At 71.3% G+C, this 15,768-nt stretch carries 17 protein-coding genes and 1 pseudogene; 9 read left to right on the top strand and 9 right to left on the bottom strand.

What is annotated here, in order from left to right:
- The first annotated feature begins 222 nt into the window (after positions 1 to 222).
- The gene (gene serB, locus ACH5AO_RS27830) at positions 223 to 1,431 is read left to right on the top strand and encodes a phosphoserine phosphatase SerB (RefSeq protein WP_398929306.1); all 1,209 of its coding nucleotides are present in this window, start codon (positions 223 to 225) and stop codon (positions 1,429 to 1,431) included.
- Positions 1,432 to 1,530: 99 nt separating this feature from the next.
- On the opposite strand, the gene ACH5AO_RS27835 is transcribed toward serB, so the two are convergent.
- From ACH5AO_RS27835 to ACH5AO_RS27850, 4 genes are all read right to left on the bottom strand, one after another.
- The gene (locus ACH5AO_RS27835; RefSeq protein WP_398929308.1) at positions 1,531 to 2,049 is read right to left on the bottom strand and encodes a SixA phosphatase family protein; all 519 of its coding nucleotides are present in this window, start codon (positions 2,047 to 2,049) and stop codon (positions 1,531 to 1,533) included.
- 65 nt (positions 2,050 to 2,114) lie between these two features.
- Positions 2,115 to 2,321, bottom strand: a complete 207-nt coding sequence (locus tag ACH5AO_RS27840; protein ID WP_398929310.1) for a hypothetical protein — start codon at positions 2,319 to 2,321, stop codon at positions 2,115 to 2,117.
- Positions 2,322 to 2,476: 155 nt separating this feature from the next.
- Positions 2,477 to 2,593 carry an SGM_5486 family transporter-associated protein gene (locus tag ACH5AO_RS27845; RefSeq protein ID WP_006132620.1) on the bottom strand — a complete coding sequence of 39 codons (117 nt, stop codon included), beginning with the start codon at positions 2,591 to 2,593 and terminating at the stop codon, positions 2,477 to 2,479.
- A 356-nt stretch (positions 2,594 to 2,949) separates the two neighbouring features.
- Positions 2,950 to 4,260, bottom strand: a complete 1,311-nt coding sequence (locus ACH5AO_RS27850) for a CynX/NimT family MFS transporter (protein ID WP_398929312.1) — start codon at positions 4,258 to 4,260, stop codon at positions 2,950 to 2,952.
- Positions 4,261 to 4,330: 70 nt separating this feature from the next.
- Here ACH5AO_RS27850 and ACH5AO_RS27855 point away from each other — a divergent pair, with 70 nt between their 5' ends.
- A complete protein-coding gene (locus ACH5AO_RS27855) occupies positions 4,331 to 5,032 on the top strand; it encodes a FadR/GntR family transcriptional regulator (protein WP_398929314.1) in 702 nt (233 codons plus the stop codon).
- Positions 5,033 to 5,095: 63 nt separating this feature from the next.
- Here the strand turns inward: ACH5AO_RS27855 and fabI are convergent, their stop codons facing one another.
- The 3 genes and pseudogenes from fabI to ACH5AO_RS27870 all read right to left on the bottom strand — a co-directional run.
- On the bottom strand, positions 5,096 to 5,863 hold the full coding sequence (gene fabI, locus ACH5AO_RS27860; protein WP_398929316.1) for an enoyl-ACP reductase FabI: 768 nt from the start codon (positions 5,861 to 5,863) through the stop codon (positions 5,096 to 5,098).
- 5 nt (positions 5,864 to 5,868) lie between these two features.
- A complete protein-coding gene (gene fabG, locus ACH5AO_RS27865; RefSeq protein WP_398929318.1) occupies positions 5,869 to 6,573 on the bottom strand; it encodes a 3-oxoacyl-[acyl-carrier-protein] reductase in 705 nt (234 codons plus the stop codon).
- Positions 6,574 to 6,897: 324 nt separating this feature from the next.
- A pseudogene (locus ACH5AO_RS27870) lies at positions 6,898 to 7,329 on the bottom strand (ATP-binding protein); the annotation flags it as partial.
- 167 nt (positions 7,330 to 7,496) lie between these two features.
- Here ACH5AO_RS27870 and ACH5AO_RS27875 point away from each other — a divergent pair.
- From ACH5AO_RS27875 to tyrS, 5 genes are all read left to right on the top strand, one after another.
- Positions 7,497 to 8,357, top strand: a complete 861-nt coding sequence (locus tag ACH5AO_RS27875) for a helix-turn-helix domain-containing protein (protein ID WP_398929320.1) — start codon at positions 7,497 to 7,499, stop codon at positions 8,355 to 8,357.
- The gene (locus tag ACH5AO_RS27880; protein ID WP_398929322.1) at positions 8,354 to 8,545 is read left to right on the top strand and encodes a DUF397 domain-containing protein; all 192 of its coding nucleotides are present in this window, start codon (positions 8,354 to 8,356) and stop codon (positions 8,543 to 8,545) included. The genes ACH5AO_RS27875 and ACH5AO_RS27880 overlap by 4 nt, the downstream gene beginning before the upstream one ends.
- Positions 8,546 to 8,728: 183 nt before the next feature.
- Positions 8,729 to 10,252: a TldD/PmbA family protein gene (locus tag ACH5AO_RS27885; protein WP_398929324.1), complete on the top strand. Its 1,524-nt coding sequence runs from the start codon at positions 8,729 to 8,731 to the stop codon at positions 10,250 to 10,252.
- The gene (locus ACH5AO_RS27890) at positions 10,249 to 11,643 is read left to right on the top strand and encodes a metallopeptidase TldD-related protein (protein ID WP_398929326.1); all 1,395 of its coding nucleotides are present in this window, start codon (positions 10,249 to 10,251) and stop codon (positions 11,641 to 11,643) included. The genes ACH5AO_RS27885 and ACH5AO_RS27890 overlap by 4 nt, the downstream gene beginning before the upstream one ends.
- A gap of 67 nt (positions 11,644 to 11,710) precedes the next feature.
- A complete protein-coding gene (gene tyrS / locus ACH5AO_RS27895; protein ID WP_398929328.1) occupies positions 11,711 to 12,979 on the top strand; it encodes a tyrosine--tRNA ligase in 1,269 nt (422 codons plus the stop codon).
- A 106-nt stretch (positions 12,980 to 13,085) separates the two neighbouring features.
- Here tyrS and ACH5AO_RS27900 read toward each other — a convergent pair whose 3' ends face one another.
- The gene (locus tag ACH5AO_RS27900; RefSeq protein WP_398929330.1) at positions 13,086 to 13,376 is read right to left on the bottom strand and encodes a GlsB/YeaQ/YmgE family stress response membrane protein; all 291 of its coding nucleotides are present in this window, start codon (positions 13,374 to 13,376) and stop codon (positions 13,086 to 13,088) included.
- 244 nt (positions 13,377 to 13,620) lie between these two features.
- Between ACH5AO_RS27900 and ACH5AO_RS27905 the strand changes: the two genes are divergently transcribed.
- Together ACH5AO_RS27905 and ACH5AO_RS27910 are read left to right on the top strand one after the other, a co-directional pair.
- A complete protein-coding gene (locus tag ACH5AO_RS27905; protein ID WP_398929495.1) occupies positions 13,621 to 14,019 on the top strand; it encodes a DUF3099 domain-containing protein in 399 nt (132 codons plus the stop codon).
- Between the two features lie 245 nt (positions 14,020 to 14,264).
- A complete protein-coding gene (locus ACH5AO_RS27910) occupies positions 14,265 to 14,489 on the top strand; it encodes a hypothetical protein (RefSeq protein ID WP_217136832.1) in 225 nt (74 codons plus the stop codon).
- A gap of 68 nt (positions 14,490 to 14,557) precedes the next feature.
- Here ACH5AO_RS27910 and moaA read toward each other — a convergent pair whose 3' ends face one another.
- Positions 14,558 to 15,547 (bottom strand): GTP 3',8-cyclase MoaA, encoded by a 990-nt coding sequence (gene moaA, locus ACH5AO_RS27915; RefSeq protein ID WP_398929332.1) that lies wholly within the window; start codon positions 15,545 to 15,547, stop codon positions 14,558 to 14,560.
- Positions 15,548 to 15,768: the final 221 nt, after the last annotated feature.

Raw genomic sequence — 15,768 nt, forward strand, 5'->3', positions numbered from 1 at the left:
GCCTCGTCGGCGACCGGACGGCCGTGGGGTGGGCCCCGCGGGACACGGACGGCCGTGCGGTGGCCCCGCGGGACACGGGCGGGTGGAGGAAAAGGGCGGGTGAGCTGCGGGAGGTCTCCGGCGCGTCATGTGCGGGACACCGGTGTGACAGGCGGTGTTCGCTGTCCGGCTGGCGGACCTCGGAGGCGCGGGGCACTGGGTGCCGGATACGGTGGGAACACCATGAGCGCATCGCAGACCACCGACGTTCCCACCCTCCTTGTCAAGATCTTCGGCAAGGACAGGCCGGGCATCACGGCCGGCCTCTTCGACACCCTCGCCGCCTACTCGGTCGACGTGGTCGACATCGAGCAGGTCGTCACCCGTGGCCGCATCGTGCTCTGCGCGCTCGTGACCGAGCCGCCCGAAGGGCTGGAAGGGGACCTGCGGGCGACCGTCCACAGCTGGGCGGAGTCGATGAGGATGCAGGCGGAGATAATCTCCGGCAAGGGCGACAACCGTCCGCGCGGGCTCGGCCGCTCCCTGGTCACCGTGCTGGGCCACCCCCTCACGTCGGAGGCGACGGCGGCGATCGCCGCGCGGATCACCAAGGCCGGCGGCAACATCGACCGCATCTTCCGGCTCGCCAAGTACCCGGTGACAGCCGTGGAGTTCGCGGTGTCCGGCGTGGAGACGGAGCCGCTGCGCACCGCCCTGGTGACCGACGCGGCCATGCTCGGGGTCGATGTCGCCGTGGTCGGGGCGGGGCTGTACCGGAGGGCGCAGCGCCTGGTCGTCATGGACGTGGACTCCACGCTCATCCAGGACGAGGTGATCGAGCTCTTCGCCGCGCACGCCGGCTGCGAGGACGAGGTCGCCGGGGTGACGGCTGCCGCGATGCGCGGGGAGCTCGACTTCGAGCAGTCACTGCACGCGCGCGTGGCGCTGCTGGAGGGCCTGGACGCCTCCGTGGTGGACAAGGTCCGCAGCGAGGTGCGGCTGACGCCGGGCGCCCGCACCCTGATCCGTACGCTGAAGCGCCTCGGCTATCAAGTGGGTGTGGTCTCGGGTGGGTTCACCCAGGTCACGGATGATCTGAAGGAGCGGCTGGGGCTGGACTTCGCCCAGGCCAACACCCTGGAGATCGTCGACGGGAAGCTGACGGGCAAGGTCATCGGGGAGATCGTGGACCGGGCGGGCAAGGCCCGGCTGCTGCGCCGGTTCGCCGCCGAGGCGGGGGTGCCGCTGTCGCAGACGGTGGCGATCGGTGACGGTGCGAACGATCTCGACATGCTGAACACGGCGGGGCTCGGTGTCGCCTTCAACGCCAAGCCGGTGGTGCGCGAGGCGGCGCACACGGCGGTGAACTTCCCCTTCCTGGACACGGTCCTGTACCTGCTCGGTGTCACCCGCGAAGAGGTCGAGGCGGCGGACACCCTCGACATGGGCTGAGCCGCCCGGGCCGGGGCACGGACGACACGGGCCGGGGCACGGAGACGCGCGGGCCCGGTACCGGCGGACGTCGGTACCGGGCCCCTGCCGTGCCGGGTGTCACTCGGTGGGCGCCCAGTAGTCGACCAGCGTGCCGACACCGGGCTCGAGGGACTTCCAGGAGCCGGTGAAGGACAGGACGGCGAAGGCGGCCGCCGGGTAGCCGCGCCGGCTCATGCGCTCGCGGGCGTCGCCCTCCGCCGCGCCGGCCAGGATGTCGGCGAGTGCCTGGACGCCCGGGTTGTGGCCGATCAGGAGGACGTTCTGCGCGTCGTCGGGGGTCTCGTTGAGCAGGGCGATCAGCTCACCGGGGGAAGCCTCGTAGACCCGCTCCTCGTAGACGGTTTTCGGCCGCTGCGGGAACTCGTGGACCGCGAGCTTCCAGGTCTCCCGGGTCCGGACCGAGGTGGAGCACAGGGCCAGGTCGAAGGCGATACCGGTGTCGGCGAGCTTGCGTCCGGCGACGGCGGCATCCGTGCGGCCCCGCTCGGCGAGCGGGCGCTCGTGGTCGGCGACCGGGGGCCAGTCGGCTTTCGCATGCCGGAAAAGGACAATCCTGCGGGGTTCTGCGACGCTCATGGAACCCAGCTTCGCATGAAACAGGCCATGGGGCGCAGGGAGTTGACCGGCGCTTCCGGGGGTGCTCAGCGGGCTATGAGCTGCTGCGCGCGCTCGACGAGGTGGGTGAGCACGGGCTCACCGGCGGCCGCGTGGGCGTCGGAGGGGTCGAGTATCAGGGTGAGCAGGGCGACGAAGGCGAGGGTGGGCAGGGCCAGGGCCCACCACGGCAGCCGGGTGCCGACGCCGCCCTGGGGGGCCGGGTGGGGCCGGGTGTGCGTGCGCGCCGACATGGGGGCCTCCGCTCTTCGTGTGGTCCGTGGCCCGCTTCTCGCGGCCACATCTCGAAGGTACGGATCGTTCGGGGCTCAACCCATCCGGTGATCCACCCACTTGACCCTGAGCCTGGCCCCCTAGGGGATGGGGGTGCTAGCACCACCATGGGCCGTCACGGTGCGAGGACGGTGGCGATCACGCCGATGACGATGAAGATGGCGAAGAACGCGCCGAAGACGAGCAGCATCTTCTTCTGGCCGTTCTGCGGGTTCGGGTCGAGGACTGGCATACGGCAAGTCTCGCACCCCGTCGCCTGCGGCGGGCTTCGGGGGCGTGCGGCGGGGGTGGCCTGGCGGCCGGGCAGGTGGCTTGGCGGCCGGGCAGGTGGCTTGGCGGCCGGGCAGGTGGCTTGGCGGCCGGGTGCGTGAGGCCTGACGGCCGGGTGGGTGGCCTGGTGGCCGTCGTCTTCGGTGTCATGGCTTCGTCGGGTGGTTCGTCGGGGTGGCTTCTGGTCGTGGGGGATTGTTTGTTTCGCCCCCGCCGCCCCTTCCCTCCCCCACTCTCGGCTTCGCTCGAGCGGGAGGTACCCCCATCGTCCCCGGGGGCTCCGCCCCCGGACCCCCGTTCGCGCAGTTCCCCGCGCCCCTATGGGGCTGTCGCCTCGTCCTCCACCGTGCGGGGGCGGCCTGCCAGGACGCCTACGATCATCTGGGGGATCATCAGGCCGGCCATCAGGGCGATCGGCAGGCCCCAGCCGCCGCTGTGCTGGTAGAGGACGCCCACCAGGAGCGGGCCGGGGATGGAGATCAGATAGCCGGTGCTCTGCGCGAAGGCCGACAGCTGGGCCACGCCCGCGCCGGTCCTGGCGCGCATCCCGACCATGGTGAGCGCCAGCGGGAAGGCGCAGTTCGCTATGCCCAGCAGCACCGCCCAGGCCCAGGCGCCGGCGGCCGGCGCGAGGTACAGGCCCGCGTAGCCGCCGAGGCCGCTGACACCCAGCGCGAGCACGATCGGGCCCTGGTGGGGCAGCCGGGTGGCGAGGCGCGGGATGACGAAGGCCAGCGGTACGCCCATCACCATGGTGACCGCGAGGAGCAGTCCGGCCGTGCCCGCGGGGACGCCCGCGTCCCGGAAGATCTGCGCCATCCAGCCCATGGTGATGTAGGCGGCGGTGGCCTGGAGCCCGAAGAAGACGGCCAGCGCCCAGGCGGTGCGGCTGCGGGTGACGCGCAGCCGCACCGGTGCCTCGGCGGGCGCGTCCTGTCCGGCACGCGCCCCGTCGTGCTCCGGTTCCCGTGCCCGTACGAAGGGGATCCACGGCAGTACGGCGGCTGCCGCCAGGGCCGCCCACAGGGCGAGGCCCGAGCGCCAGTTCCCGCCCAGCGCGTCGGTCAGCGGCACGGTGACGGCCGCCGCCGTGGCGGTGCCCAGGGCGAGGGCCATGGAGTACAGGCCGGTCATGGAGCCGACCCGGTCGGGGAACCAGCGCTTGACGATGACCGGCATCAGGACGTTGCTGACGGCGATGCCCATCAGCGCCAGCGCGCTGGTGGCCAGGAACGCCGCCGTGCCGCCCACGTACGGGCGGATCAGCAGGCCGGTGCCGATGGCGACCATGCCGGCGCAGACCACCGCGCCCGCGCCGAACCGGCGGGCCAGCCGCGGCGCGGTGACGCCGAAGACGGCGAAGCACAGCGGGGGCACGGAGGTGAGCAGTCCGGCCACGCTCCCGCTCATGCCGAGCCCGTCGCGGACCTCCTCCAGCAGCGCGCCCAGGCTGGTGATGGCGGGGCGGAGGTTGAGCGCGGCCAGCACGATGCCGACGACGAGCAGTCGCGTCCGCCAGGCGTGCGCGGCACCGGCCCCGTGGACGGTCCGGGCCTCGGACGCGGCCGGTGTGCGTACGGTCGTGGACGTGGGTGTCCGGGTTTCCTCGCTAGCCATGACGCCCATCATAGAATCATGGGATGATTGGTTGTCCATGCCGAGGTCGCCGTGTGGCGCCCCTGTCGTGCGAAGGTGTGTCATGCCGCTGAGCCACCCCCGTCGTTCGGCCCTGTCCGAGCAGGTCATCGCCGCCCTGCGGGCCCAGATCACCTCGGGCGAGTGGCCGGTCGGCGCGCGCATCCCCACCGAGCCGGAGCTGGTGGAGCAGCTGGGGGTGGCCCGCAACACGGTCCGTGAGGCCGTCCGCGCGCTGGCGCACAACGGGCTGCTGGACATCCGCCAGGGCTCGGGCACGTACGTGGTGGCCACGAGCGAGCTGGCGGGCGTGATGCACCGCCGCTTCGCCGACGCCGACCCCCGGCACATCGCCGAGCTGCGTTCGACCCTGGAGTCGGCGGCGGCGCGGCTGGCCGCCGAGCGGCGCACGGAGAAGGACCTCAAGCAGATCGACACCCTGCTGCTGCGCCGGGAGGAGGCCTGGGAGTCGGGTGAGGCGGAGGCGTTCGTGGCGGCGGACGCCACGTTCCACCTGGCGGTCGTGGCCGCCTCGCACAACGACGTGATGACCGCGATGTACGCGGATCTGAGCGAGGTGTTGCGGGACTGGCTGCGCGGCGACATGGGCGAGCGCATGACCCCGGAGACGCACATGGACCACGGCCGGCTGGTGGACGCGATCCGCGCGGGGGACGCGGCGACGGCGGCCGAGGAGGCCGCCGCCTATCCGTTCATGTGCCGTCCGGGGCTGTTCGGTCCGCCCCCGCCGGCTGACGCGCACTGAGGGGACACAGCGCGAGGGCCCGCACCCCCATACGGGATGCGGGCCCTTGCGAGGCGCGTCCGGTCAGGCGCCGATGGCGTGCAGACCGCCGTCCACGTGGATGATCTCGCCCGTGGTCTTCGGGAACCAGTCGCTCAGCAGGGCGACGACGCCCCGGCCGGCCGGCTCGGGGTCCTTCAGGTCCCACTCCAGCGGGGAGCGGCTGTCCCACACCGAGGCCAGCTCGCCGAAGCCCGGGATGGACTTGGCGGCCATGGAGCCGATCGGGCCCGCGGAGATCAGGTTGCAGCGGATGTTCTGCTTGCCCAGGTCACGGGCCATGTAACGGCTGGTGGCCTCCAGGGCGGCCTTGGCGGGGCCCATCCAGTCGTACTGCGGCCAGGCGTACTGCGCGTCGAAGGTGAGGCCGACGACCGAGCCGCCGTTCTGCATCAGCGGCAGGCAGGCCATGGTCAGCGACTTCAGGGAGTACGCCGAGACGTGCATGGCGGTGGCGACCGACTCGAACGGCGTGTTCAGGAAGTTGCCGCCGAGCGCGTCCTGCGGCGCGAAGCCGATGGAGTGCACGACACCGTCGAGGCCGCCGAGCTCCTCGCCGACCACGTCGGCCAGCCGGCCCAGGTGCTCGTCGTTGGTGACGTCGAGCTCGATGACCTTGGTGGGCTTGGGGAGCTTCTTGGCGATGCGCTCGGTCAGGGTGGGCCGCGGGAACGCGGTCAGGATGATCTCGGCGCCCTGTTCCTGGGCCAGCTTGGCGGTGTGGAAGGCGATGGAGGACTCCATCAGCACACCGGTGATCAGGACACGCTTGCCCTCGAGAATTCCGCTCATGGTGATCAGTGACCCATTCCCAGTCCGCCGTCAACGGGAATGACGGCTCCAGTGATGTACGAGGCGTCGTCCGAGGCGAGGAACCGCACCGCCGCGGCGATCTCCTCCGGCTGCGCGTACCGGCCGAGCGGCACCTGCGACACGATGTTCGCCCGCTGGTCGTCGGTGAGCACCTTGGTCATGTCGGTGTCGACGAAACCGGGCGCGACGACGTTGAAGGTGATGTTGCGCGAGCCCAGCTCACGGGCGAGGGAGCGCGCGAAGCCGACCAGGCCGGCCTTGGAGGCGGCGTAGTTCGCCTGCCCCGCGGAGCCGAGGAGTCCGACCACCGAGGAGATCAGCACGACGCGGCCCTTCTTGGCGCGCAGCATGCCGCGGTTGGCGCGCTTGACGACCCGGAAGGTGCCCGTGAGGTTGGTGTCGACGACCGAGGTGAAGTCCTCCTCGGACATGCGCATGAGGAGCTGGTCCTTGGTGACACCGGCGTTGGCCACGAGTACCTCGACGGGGCCGTGCGCCTCCTCGATCTCCTTGTAGGCCTGCTCCACCTGCTCGGAGTCGGTGATGTCGCACTTGACGGCGAGGAAGCCGGCCGGCGGCTCCCCCGAGCGGTACGTGATGGCGACCTTGTCGCCGGCGTCGGCGAACGCGCGGGCGATGGCGAGGCCGATGCCCCGGTTGCCTCCGGTGACGAGAACCGAGCGGCTCAACGGATCACCCTTTCGATAGCGGTCTGGTGCACCGCCCGGACACCTGGATGACAGGCGGCTACCCCGGAAATCTATCGGTCCCGGTACCGCCCGGGACATTGGGGCACCGACAGTGGCTCTCGTGGCCTCCTGTCGGGTTCCTACAGATCACGGCCCCGGTCGGTCCGTCGTACCGGGCGCGTGGGCCGACAGTCCTTCGGCGCGAGCGGTCCCGAACGTCCTGCGGTCGTCTTCCCCGCGCTCGGCCAGGAGCGCCGCCGGAGGGTCGACGTCCTCCGGCACCTCGTAGTGTGGCATGTCGTGCCGGCCGGTGACCGTACGCACATGAACCGCGCACTCGGCCCACACGGTCTTGCCCGGCCCCGTCCGTCCGGTCACGCCCCAGCGGTCGGCGACGGCCTCCACCAGGAGCAGGCCGCGCCCGCTGTCGGCGTCCGCGGAGGGCCGGCCCGTCGACTCGGGGAGCTCCGGGTGGGTGTCGGACACCTCTACGCGGACGAGCCCCGCGGACCTGTCGTACGTGAGCCGCAGCTCGAAGTCGCGTCCCGGGACGTGACCGTGGAGGACCGCGTTGGAGGCGAGTTCCGCCACGACGAGGGTGACGGTGTCGGAGGCCGGGCTGCCGTAGGGCAGGTGCCACCGGTCCAGCTGGTGCGTGGCGAGTCTGCGGGCGAGGCGTGCGCCGCGGCGGGTGGCGGAGAAGCACTGGGCGAACACACTTACGGTTACGGCCTCTTGGGCCCGTGGTGCTGGCATGCGGCCAGCGTTCCGGCCCCCTCCAGGCCCTCAACAGGGACGACACCCCTACACGCGTGACTGTATCGATGCACACTCTGGACTGAGTGGGTAACTCCCCGTGACCCCGCGCGGGTCGGGCGGGGTTGAGCAAGGCGTGGACATGCGGACACGGGAGGCACGCGGCGATGAGGACGAACCACGGCGAAGGCGGAAACAGCGGCGCGAACGGCACGGAGGCGGAACTCTCCGACAGTCTGAAGACCTTCGGCGCGGTCCTCAAGGCGCTGCGGGAGGAATCCGGCCTGACTCAGGAGGAGTTCGCGGTGCGGGTGCGGTACTCGGCCGCGTACGTCGCCAAGATCGAGCAGGGGAAGCGGTTCCCGCCGACGGACCTGCCCGCGCGGACGGAGGAGGTCCTGGGGCCGCTCGCGCTGAAGGTCCTCACGGCGGCGGCGAAGAGCCTGACGCGGAGGGCGGGGCTGGCGTCGTGGTTCCGGCAGTGGGCGGGGATCGAGGAGGAGGCGATCTCCCTGTACGCGTACGAGTGCCGGGCGGTTCCGGGGCTGTTGCAGCCGGAGGGGTACATCCGGGCCATCTTCGACCGGCGGTTGCCGCCTGCGTCCGAGGAGCAGATCCAACATGAGGTCGCGGCTCGGCTGGATCGGCAACAACTCATCTCGTCCAGGCAGAACACCGCGTTCAGTTTCGTCATCGAACAGAGCGTCCTGACCCGGCGCATGGGTGGGCGAGAGGTCACCATGCATGTCATCGACAATCTTCTCGACGTGGGCAACCGACGCAACGTCGAGATCCAGATCATGCCCAGCGTCCAGGAGGACCACTGTGGCATCGACGGCCATATGTACTTGGCCGAGACGCCGGCTCACCAGTGGGTCGGGTACACCGAGGGCCAGCGGTCCAGCAATCTGATCTCCGCGGCCAAAGACGTGAGCGTCCTACTCCAACGCTATGGCAAGCTGCGTTCCCAGGCTCTGGACTGTCGGGCTACCGTGAAGCTGCTGGAACAGATGCGAGGAGCGCTATGAGCACAATCGACGAGCCGCACTGGTTCAAGAGCAGTTACAGCGGCAGCGAGGCCGACAACTGCGTCGAAGTGGCTGTGCGGTCCGAGACCGTCCACATCCGTGACTCCAAGGACAAGCGCATCCGGCCTCTCACCGTCACGCCGACCGCCTGGGCGGCGTTCGCGGCGGGCGTCTCCCTGAACGGCTGAGTTCGCGTCGTACGTGACGTCGGCGGGCGGGTACGGGCATTGTCCCCGTACCCGCCCGCCGGCGTCTGCCGGTGGTTTCCCGTCCTCGCGCTTCGGCTTTTCCGGCGGGGTCCGGGGAGCGGGACATGGTTCACTGCCTCCGACGGTCACGACAGGCAAGCGTCCGAAGGGATCTCCCCAACCGTGCCCCATGACATCGATCAGTCGTTTCTGGCATTGCCCCTGCGTGCCCTCGCCGACGCCGCGCTCGCCCGCGCGCGGGCGCTCGGGGCGGAGCACGCGGACTTCCGTCTGGAGCGGGTGCGCAGCGCGTCCTGGCGGCTGCGGGACGCCAAACCGGCGGGGTCGTCGGACACCACCGACCTCGGCTACGCGGTGCGCGTGGTGCACGGCGGGACCTGGGGGTTCGCCTCCGGGGTGGACCTGACCCTGGACGCCGCCGCCAAGGTCGCCTCGCAGGCGGTGGCGATGGCGAAGCTGTCCGCGCAGGTCATCCGGGCGGCCGGGTCGGACGAGAGGGTGGAGCTGGCCGACGAGCCGGTGCACTCCGAGAAGACCTGGGTGTCGTCGTACGAGATCGATCCGTTCGCCGTGCCCGACGAGGAGAAGGCCGGGCTGCTGGCCGAGTGGAGCGCGCGGCTGCTGGCGGCGAACGGGGTGGACCACGTCGACGCCTCGCTGCTCACCGTGCACGAGAACAAGTTCTACGCCGACACCGCCGGGACCGTGACCACGCAGCAGCGGGTGCGGCTGCACCCGGTGTTCACGGCCGTGTCCGTCGACGGCTCCAGCGGTGAGTTCGACTCGATGCGGACCGTCGCGCCGCCCGTCGGCCGTGGCTGGGAGTACCTGACGGGGACCGGCTGGGACTGGGACGACGAGCTGGCGCGGATCCCGGAGCTGCTCGCCGAGAAGATGCGGGCTCCGAGCGTCGAGCCGGGGCTGTACGACCTGGTGGTGGACCCCTCCAACCTGTGGCTGACGATCCACGAGTCCATCGGGCACGCCACCGAGCTGGACCGCGCGCTCGGCTACGAGGCGGCGTACGCCGGGACCTCGTTCGCCACCTTCGATCAGCTGGGCAAGCTGAAGTACGGCTCCGAGCTGATGAACGTCACCGGTGACCGCACCGCCGAGCACGGGCTCGCCACCATCGGCTACGACGACGAGGGCGTCGAGGCGCAGTCCTGGGACCTGGTGAAGGACGGCACGCTGGTCGGCTACCAGCTCGACCGGCGGATCGCGAAGCTGACCGGGTTCGAGCGGTCCAACGGGTGCGCGTTCGCGGACTCCCCCGGCCACGTGCCGGTGCAGCGCATGGCCAACGTGTCACTGCGGCCCGATCCGGCGGGGATGTCGACGGAGGACCTGATCGGGGGCGTGGACCGGGGCATCTACGTCGTCGGGGACCGGTCGTGGTCGATCGACATGCAGCGGTACAACTTCCAGTTCACCGGCCAGCGCTTCTACCGGATCGAGAACGGGCGGCTCGCGGGACAGCTGCGGGACATCGCCTACCAGGCCACGACCACCGACTTCTGGGGCTCCATGGCGGCGGTCGGCGGTCCGCAGACGTACGTCCTGGGCGGCGCCTTCAATTGCGGCAAGGCCCAGCCGGGGCAGGTCGCGGCGGTCTCGCACGGCTGCCCGTCCGCCCTCTTCAAGGGAGTCAACATTCTGAACACGACGCAGGAGGCCGGGCGATGAGCGCGCGCACCAGCAAGCCGTACGAGATCGTCGAGCGCGCCCTCGAACTGTCCCGGGCCGACGGCTGTGTCGTGATCGCCGACGAGGAGTCCACCGCCAATCTGCGCTGGGCGGGCAACGCGCTCACCACGAACGGTGTCACGCGCGGGCGCACGCTCACAGTGATCGCCACGGTGGACGGGGCGCAGGGCACGGCCTCCGGGGTGGTGTCCCGGTCCGCGGTGACCGTGGACGAGCTGGAGCCGCTGGTGCGGGCCGCCGAGGCCGCCGCGCGGGGCGCGGGTCCGGCCGAGGACGCGCAGCCGCTGGTCACGGGGGTGGCCCCGTCGCCGGAGTTCACGGAGGCGCCGGCCGAGACGTCGTCCGCCGTGTTCGCGGACTTCGCGCCGGCGCTGGGCGAGGCGTTCGCACGCGCGCGTGCCGGTGGCCGGGAGCTGTACGGCTTCGCCAACCACGAGATGGTCTCCAGCTACCTCGGCACGTCGGCGGGGCTGCGGCTGCGGCACGACCAGCCGAACGGCACCCTGGAGCTGAACGCCAAGTCGCCGGACCGTACGCGGTCGGCGTGGGCGGGGCGCTCCACGCGGGACTTCAAGGACGTCGACCCGGCGGCGCTCGACGCGGAGCTGGCGACGCGGCTGGGCTGGGCCGAGCGGCGGCTCGAGCTGCCCGCGGGCCGGTACGAGACGCTGCTGCCGCCGACCGCGGTGGCGGACCTGCTGATCTACCAGCTGTGGTCGGCGTCGGGGCGGGACGCGGCCGAGGGGCGCACGGTGTTCTCCAAGCCGGGCGGCGGCACCCGGGTCGGCGAGCGGCTGGCCGGGCTGCCGCTGACCCTGCGCAGCGACCCGGACGAGCCGGGTCTTGAGTCGGCGCCGTTCGTGATCGCGCACTCCTCCGGCGGCGACCAGTCGGTGTTCGACAACGGGCTGCCGCTGGCGGCCACGGAGTGGATCCGCGAGGGCGAGCTGAACCGGCTGACGACCAGCAGGCACGGCGCGGGCCTGACCGGGCTGCCGGTGGCGCCCGGGATCGACAACCTGATCCTGGACGGCGGCGGCGACCGGTCCCTGGAGGACATGGTCGCGGCCACCGAGCGCGGGCTGCTGCTGACCTGCCTGTGGTACATCCGCGAGGTGGACCCGGCGACGCTGCTGCTCACGGGGCTGACCCGGGACGGCGTGTACCTCGTCGAGAACGGCGAGGTCACCGGCGAGGTGAACAACTTCCGGTTCAACGAGTCGCCGGTGGACCTGCTGGGCCGGGCCGCCGAGGCGGGCCGTACGGAGAAGACGCTGCCCAGGGAGTGGGGCGACTGGTTCACCAGGGCGGCGATGCCGCCGCTGCGCGTCCCCGATTTCAATATGAGCTCTGTCAGCCAGGGCGTATAACCTCGTAGGCGTTCCCCGGTCGGCCGTCGTCCGACCGGCCGAAGATCATCAAGGAGACACGAGAACCGTGACGGACATCGTCGACGAGCTGAAGTGGCGCGGGCTGTTCGCCCAGTCCACCGACGAGGACGCTTTGCGCAAGGCGCTCGCGGACGGTCCCGTCACGTTCTATTGCGGTTTCGACCCGACCGCTCCGTCGCTGCACGTGGGGCACCTGGTGCAGGTGCTCACCGTGCGCCGGCTCCAGCAGGCCGGTCACCGGCCGCTGGCGCTGGTCGGCGGGGCCACGGGCCAGATCGGCGACCCGCGCCCGACCGCGGAGCGCACGCTGAACTCGCCGGAGACCGTCGCGGGCTGGGTCGAGCGGCTGCGCGGCCAGATCGAGCCGTTCCTGTCCTTCGAGGGCGAGAACGCGGCCGTGATGGTCAACAACCTCGACTGGACGCAGAACCTTTCCGCGATCGAGTTCCTGCGGGACATCGGCAAGCACTTCCGCGTCAACAAGATGCTGACGAAGGACTCGGTCGCCCGGCGCCTGGAGTCCTCCGAGGGCATCAGCTACACGGAGTTCAGCTACCAGCTGCTCCAGGCGATGGACTTCCTCCAGCTCTACCGGCGCTACGGCTGCACGATGCAGCAGGGCGGCAGCGACCAGTGGGGCAACCTCACGGCCGGCCTGGACCTGCTGCACCGGCTGGAGCCGGGCGCCACGGTCCACGCCTACGCCACGCCGCTGATGACCAAGGCGGACGGCACCAAGTTCGGCAAGACCGAGGGCGGCGCCGTCTGGCTCGACCCGGAGATGACGACGCCGTACGCGTTCTACCAGTTCTGGCTGAACGTGGACGACCGGGACATCTCGGGCTACATGCGGATCCTGTCCTTCAGGTCCCGCGAGGAGCTGGAGGAGCTGGAGCGGCAGACGGAGGAGCGTCCGCAGGCCCGGGCCGCGCAGCGCGCGCTGGCGGAGGAGCTGACGACGCTGGTGCACGGCGCCGACCAGACGGCCGCCGTGATCGCCGCGTCCAAGGCCCTCTTCGGGCAGGGCGAACTGACCGAGCTGGACGACCGCACGCTGGCGGCGGCGCTCTCCGAGGTGCCGCACGTCGAGGTGGCCGAACTCGGGCCGGTGGTCGACCTGTTCGCCGAGGTCGGTCTGGTGCCGAGCAAGTCCGCCGCGCGGCGCACGGTGAAGGAGGGCGGGGCCTACGTGAACAACGTCAAGATCACCGCCGAGGACGCCGTCCCCGCGCAGGAGGACCTGCTGCACGGGCGCTGGCTGGTGCTGCGCCGCGGCAAGAAGAACCTGGCGGCGGTGGAGGTCACGGCCGGCTGAGCCGACGGGTTGGTGCGGGGCGGTTTCCGGCGTGCGCCGGAGGCCGCCCCTTCGTCGTACGCCGGAAACCGCCTCGTCGTACGCCGTCGTCGCCATCCGTGCCGGGTCAGGCCCGCTGGTGGTGCCGCTCGGCCCGCTTGCGCTTCATCGCGGTGTACAGCATGTCCACGAAGAAGACGACGACGACCGCCGCGACCAGCTGGAAGATGTGCCGGCCCCAGTCGATGCCCCGTGTCTCCTCGATCCCGAAGCCCCGCGCGACGGCGTTGCCCGCGACGGCGCCGATCATGCCGCAGATGGTGGCCAGCCACAGCGGTATGTGCTGTTTTCCGGGGATCAGCGCCTTGGCGATCAGACCGAGCACGAGTCCCACGATGATCGCCCACAACCAGCCCATGACTGCCTCCTCGTACGGCTTGACGCGAGCATTACGGCCAGTGTCGGCCGAGACGCGGTACGCCGCATGTCGGGCATGCCGTACGCACGACGGCGCAGGCGGGACGCACCAGGGTGGGGCGCCCCGCCCTCGTGACCCGGTCGGGCACGGCGTAACGTGGACATGTCCGGACCCGGTGCCACGGGACGGGGTGCCGGCCGGTCAGGTACGCGGAAGGTCCGATGCGGGCGGATGGTGGAATGTGATGCGGAAGCAGCATGGCGGCGGCAGCGTCCAGGTGTTCCGGATCACCGGCGCCCGGGCGGGTCTCCATGACGACGTGCGGGCGAGGCAGCGCCGGTACGTGATCTCGATGACCGTCCGTACGATCTCGGTCATCCTCGCGGCGACGCTGTGGAACGTGGAGCGGCACGTCGCGATCGTGGCGCTGGTGCTCGGGATGGTCCTGCCGTACATCGCGGTGGTGATCGCCAACGCCGGGCGCGAGAACGCGCCGTCGCTGCCGTCGACCTTCGTGACGGCACCGATGAAGCCGATGATCGCGCCGCCGCGGACGAATGACGGTTCCGCGGAATCCGATGCGGAAGACATGGCGTCACAGGCCGCGCCGGGCGCACGAACGGAGCGGCCCGAGCAGTCGTGAAGATCGGGGCGTGAGGGGAGAGCGCACCGGGCGGGAGGCGCTTCCCCGCCAAGCTCGAGAAGAGCTCGGAGCAATCGTGTTGTTCCGGTGCCGGGGGCGGGGTGACCCGTGACATACTTCGTACGCGCTCCGCATCCCCCGTCGGAGCGACGGACCGACGCCGGGCAGCTCCCCCCGTGGCTGCTCGGCGTCGCCTTTTGTTCGGCATTTCGAACCGCACCGATCGGGTTAGGGTCTGCGGTGTGATGGTCCCTGATCCCGAGACGCCGATCTGTTCCGCCAAGGGGTGCCGCGCCGCCGCCGTGTGGGTGCTCGCCTGGAACAACCCCAAGCTGCACACGCCGGAGCGCCGCAAGACCTGGCTCGCCTGCGAGGAGCACCGCGAGCACCTGTCGCAGTTCCTCGGGGTGCGCGGATTCCTGAAGGACGTCGTCCGGTTCGAGGAGTGGGAGGCTCCGGAAGGCGCCTAGCCTCTCGGCCGCCGACGGCGCCCTCCCAGCCCCTGGTGGCGCCCTCTCGGCCCCCCGGTGGCGTCCTCTCAGCCCCCGATCGCGGACATGGGGCGGTCCGGCTGGACGAAGGACGGGTCGTCCAGGCCCGCGCCCGCCTTCTTGCCCCACATGGCGAGCTTCCAGAGGCGGGCGATCTCCTCGTCGGAGGCGCCGGAGCGCAGGGCCGCGCGCAGGTCGGTCTCCTCGGTGGCGAACAGGCAGGTGCGTATCTGTCCGTCGGCGGTGAGGCGGGTGCGGTCGCAGGCGCGGCAGAAGGGGCGGGTGACGGAGGCGATGACACCGACGCGGTGCGGGCCGCCGTCGACCAGCCAGCGCTCGGCCGGTGCGGAACCGCGCGCCTCGTCGCCCTCGGGGGTCAGCTCGAAGCGCGTGCGCAGGGAGGTGAGGATGTCCCCGGCGGTGATCATGCCCTCGCGCTTCCAGCCGTGCTGGGCGTCCAGGGGCATCTGCTCGATGAAGCGCAGCTCGTAGTCGTGCTCCACGGCCCAGGCGAGGAGGTCGGGGGCCTCGTCGTCGTTGAGCCCGGGCATCAGGACCGAGTTGACCTTCACCGGGGTCAGTCCGGCCTCGCGGGCCGCGGACAGGCCGTCGAGGACGTCCTGGTGGCGGTCGCGGCGGGTGAGGGTCTTGAAGACGTCCGGGCGCAGGGTGTCGAGGGAGACGTTGACCCGGTCCAGGCCCGCCTCCTTCAGGGCGGGCGCGACGCGCCTCAGCCCGATACCGTTGGTGGTGAGGGACGTCTGCGGACGGGGTTCCAGGGCGGTGACGCGCTCGACGATGCCGACCAGGCCGGGGCGGAGCAGCGGCTCACCGCCGGTGAAGCGGACCTCCTCGACGCCGAGGGAGGTGACGGCGATGCCGACGAGGCGGACGATCTCGTCGTCGGTGAGCAGATCGGGCTTGGCCAGCCACCGCAGACCCTCCTCGGGCATGCAGTAGGTGCAGCGCAGATTGCACCGATCGGTCAGCGAGACCCTCAGGTCGGTGGCCACTCGGCCGTAGGTGTCGATGAGCACGCGGCCTCCTCCCTTGACGCGGAACACTCATGCCCGGTTGTCTGCGAGCCTACGTGACGCCGCCGACAACCCACAGCGACCCGGTGTGACGGGATGACGAACGGCCGCGGGGGGGGGGGGGCCCCGGGGGGGGGGGGGGCCGGCGGCGGGGGGGGGGGGGGGCGGGGGGTGGGGGGGGGGGGGGGGCCCGCCGCCCGCCCCGCGGGGGTAGATTGAGGCGG

The organism is Streptomyces sp. NPDC018964 (assembly GCF_044390325.1).
Classification (GTDB): Bacteria; Actinomycetota; Actinomycetes; order Streptomycetales; family Streptomycetaceae; genus Streptomyces.

Bases quoted from the DNA above. Each gene is read 5' to 3' on its own strand.
- serB (WP_398929306.1), top strand. From the start codon at position 223: ATGAGCGCATCGCAGACCACCGACGTTCCCACCCTCCTTGTCAAGATC.
- ACH5AO_RS27880 (WP_398929322.1), top strand. From the start codon at position 8,354: ATGAGCACAATCGACGAGCCGCACTGGTTCAAGAGCAGTTACAGCGGC.
- ACH5AO_RS27845 (WP_006132620.1), bottom strand. From the start codon at position 2,593: ATGCCAGTCCTCGACCCGAACCCGCAGAACGGCCAGAAGAAGATGCTG.
- ACH5AO_RS27835 (WP_398929308.1), bottom strand. From the start codon at position 2,049: ATGAGCGTCGCAGAACCCCGCAGGATTGTCCTTTTCCGGCATGCGAAA.
- ACH5AO_RS27900 (WP_398929330.1), bottom strand. From the start codon at position 13,376: ATGGGCTGGTTGTGGGCGATCATCGTGGGACTCGTGCTCGGTCTGATC.
- ACH5AO_RS27910 (WP_217136832.1), top strand. From the start codon at position 14,265: ATGGTCCCTGATCCCGAGACGCCGATCTGTTCCGCCAAGGGGTGCCGC.
- fabI (WP_398929316.1), bottom strand. From the start codon at position 5,863: ATGAGCGGAATTCTCGAGGGCAAGCGTGTCCTGATCACCGGTGTGCTG.
- ACH5AO_RS27855 (WP_398929314.1), top strand. From the start codon at position 4,331: ATGCCGCTGAGCCACCCCCGTCGTTCGGCCCTGTCCGAGCAGGTCATC.
- ACH5AO_RS27850 (WP_398929312.1), bottom strand. From the start codon at position 4,260: ATGATGGGCGTCATGGCTAGCGAGGAAACCCGGACACCCACGTCCACG.
- ACH5AO_RS27890 (WP_398929326.1), top strand. From the start codon at position 10,249: ATGAGCGCGCGCACCAGCAAGCCGTACGAGATCGTCGAGCGCGCCCTC.
- ACH5AO_RS27875 (WP_398929320.1), top strand. From the start codon at position 7,497: ATGAGGACGAACCACGGCGAAGGCGGAAACAGCGGCGCGAACGGCACG.
- ACH5AO_RS27905 (WP_398929495.1), top strand. From the start codon at position 13,621: ATGCGGAAGCAGCATGGCGGCGGCAGCGTCCAGGTGTTCCGGATCACC.
- ACH5AO_RS27840 (WP_398929310.1), bottom strand. From the start codon at position 2,321: ATGTCGGCGCGCACGCACACCCGGCCCCACCCGGCCCCCCAGGGCGGC.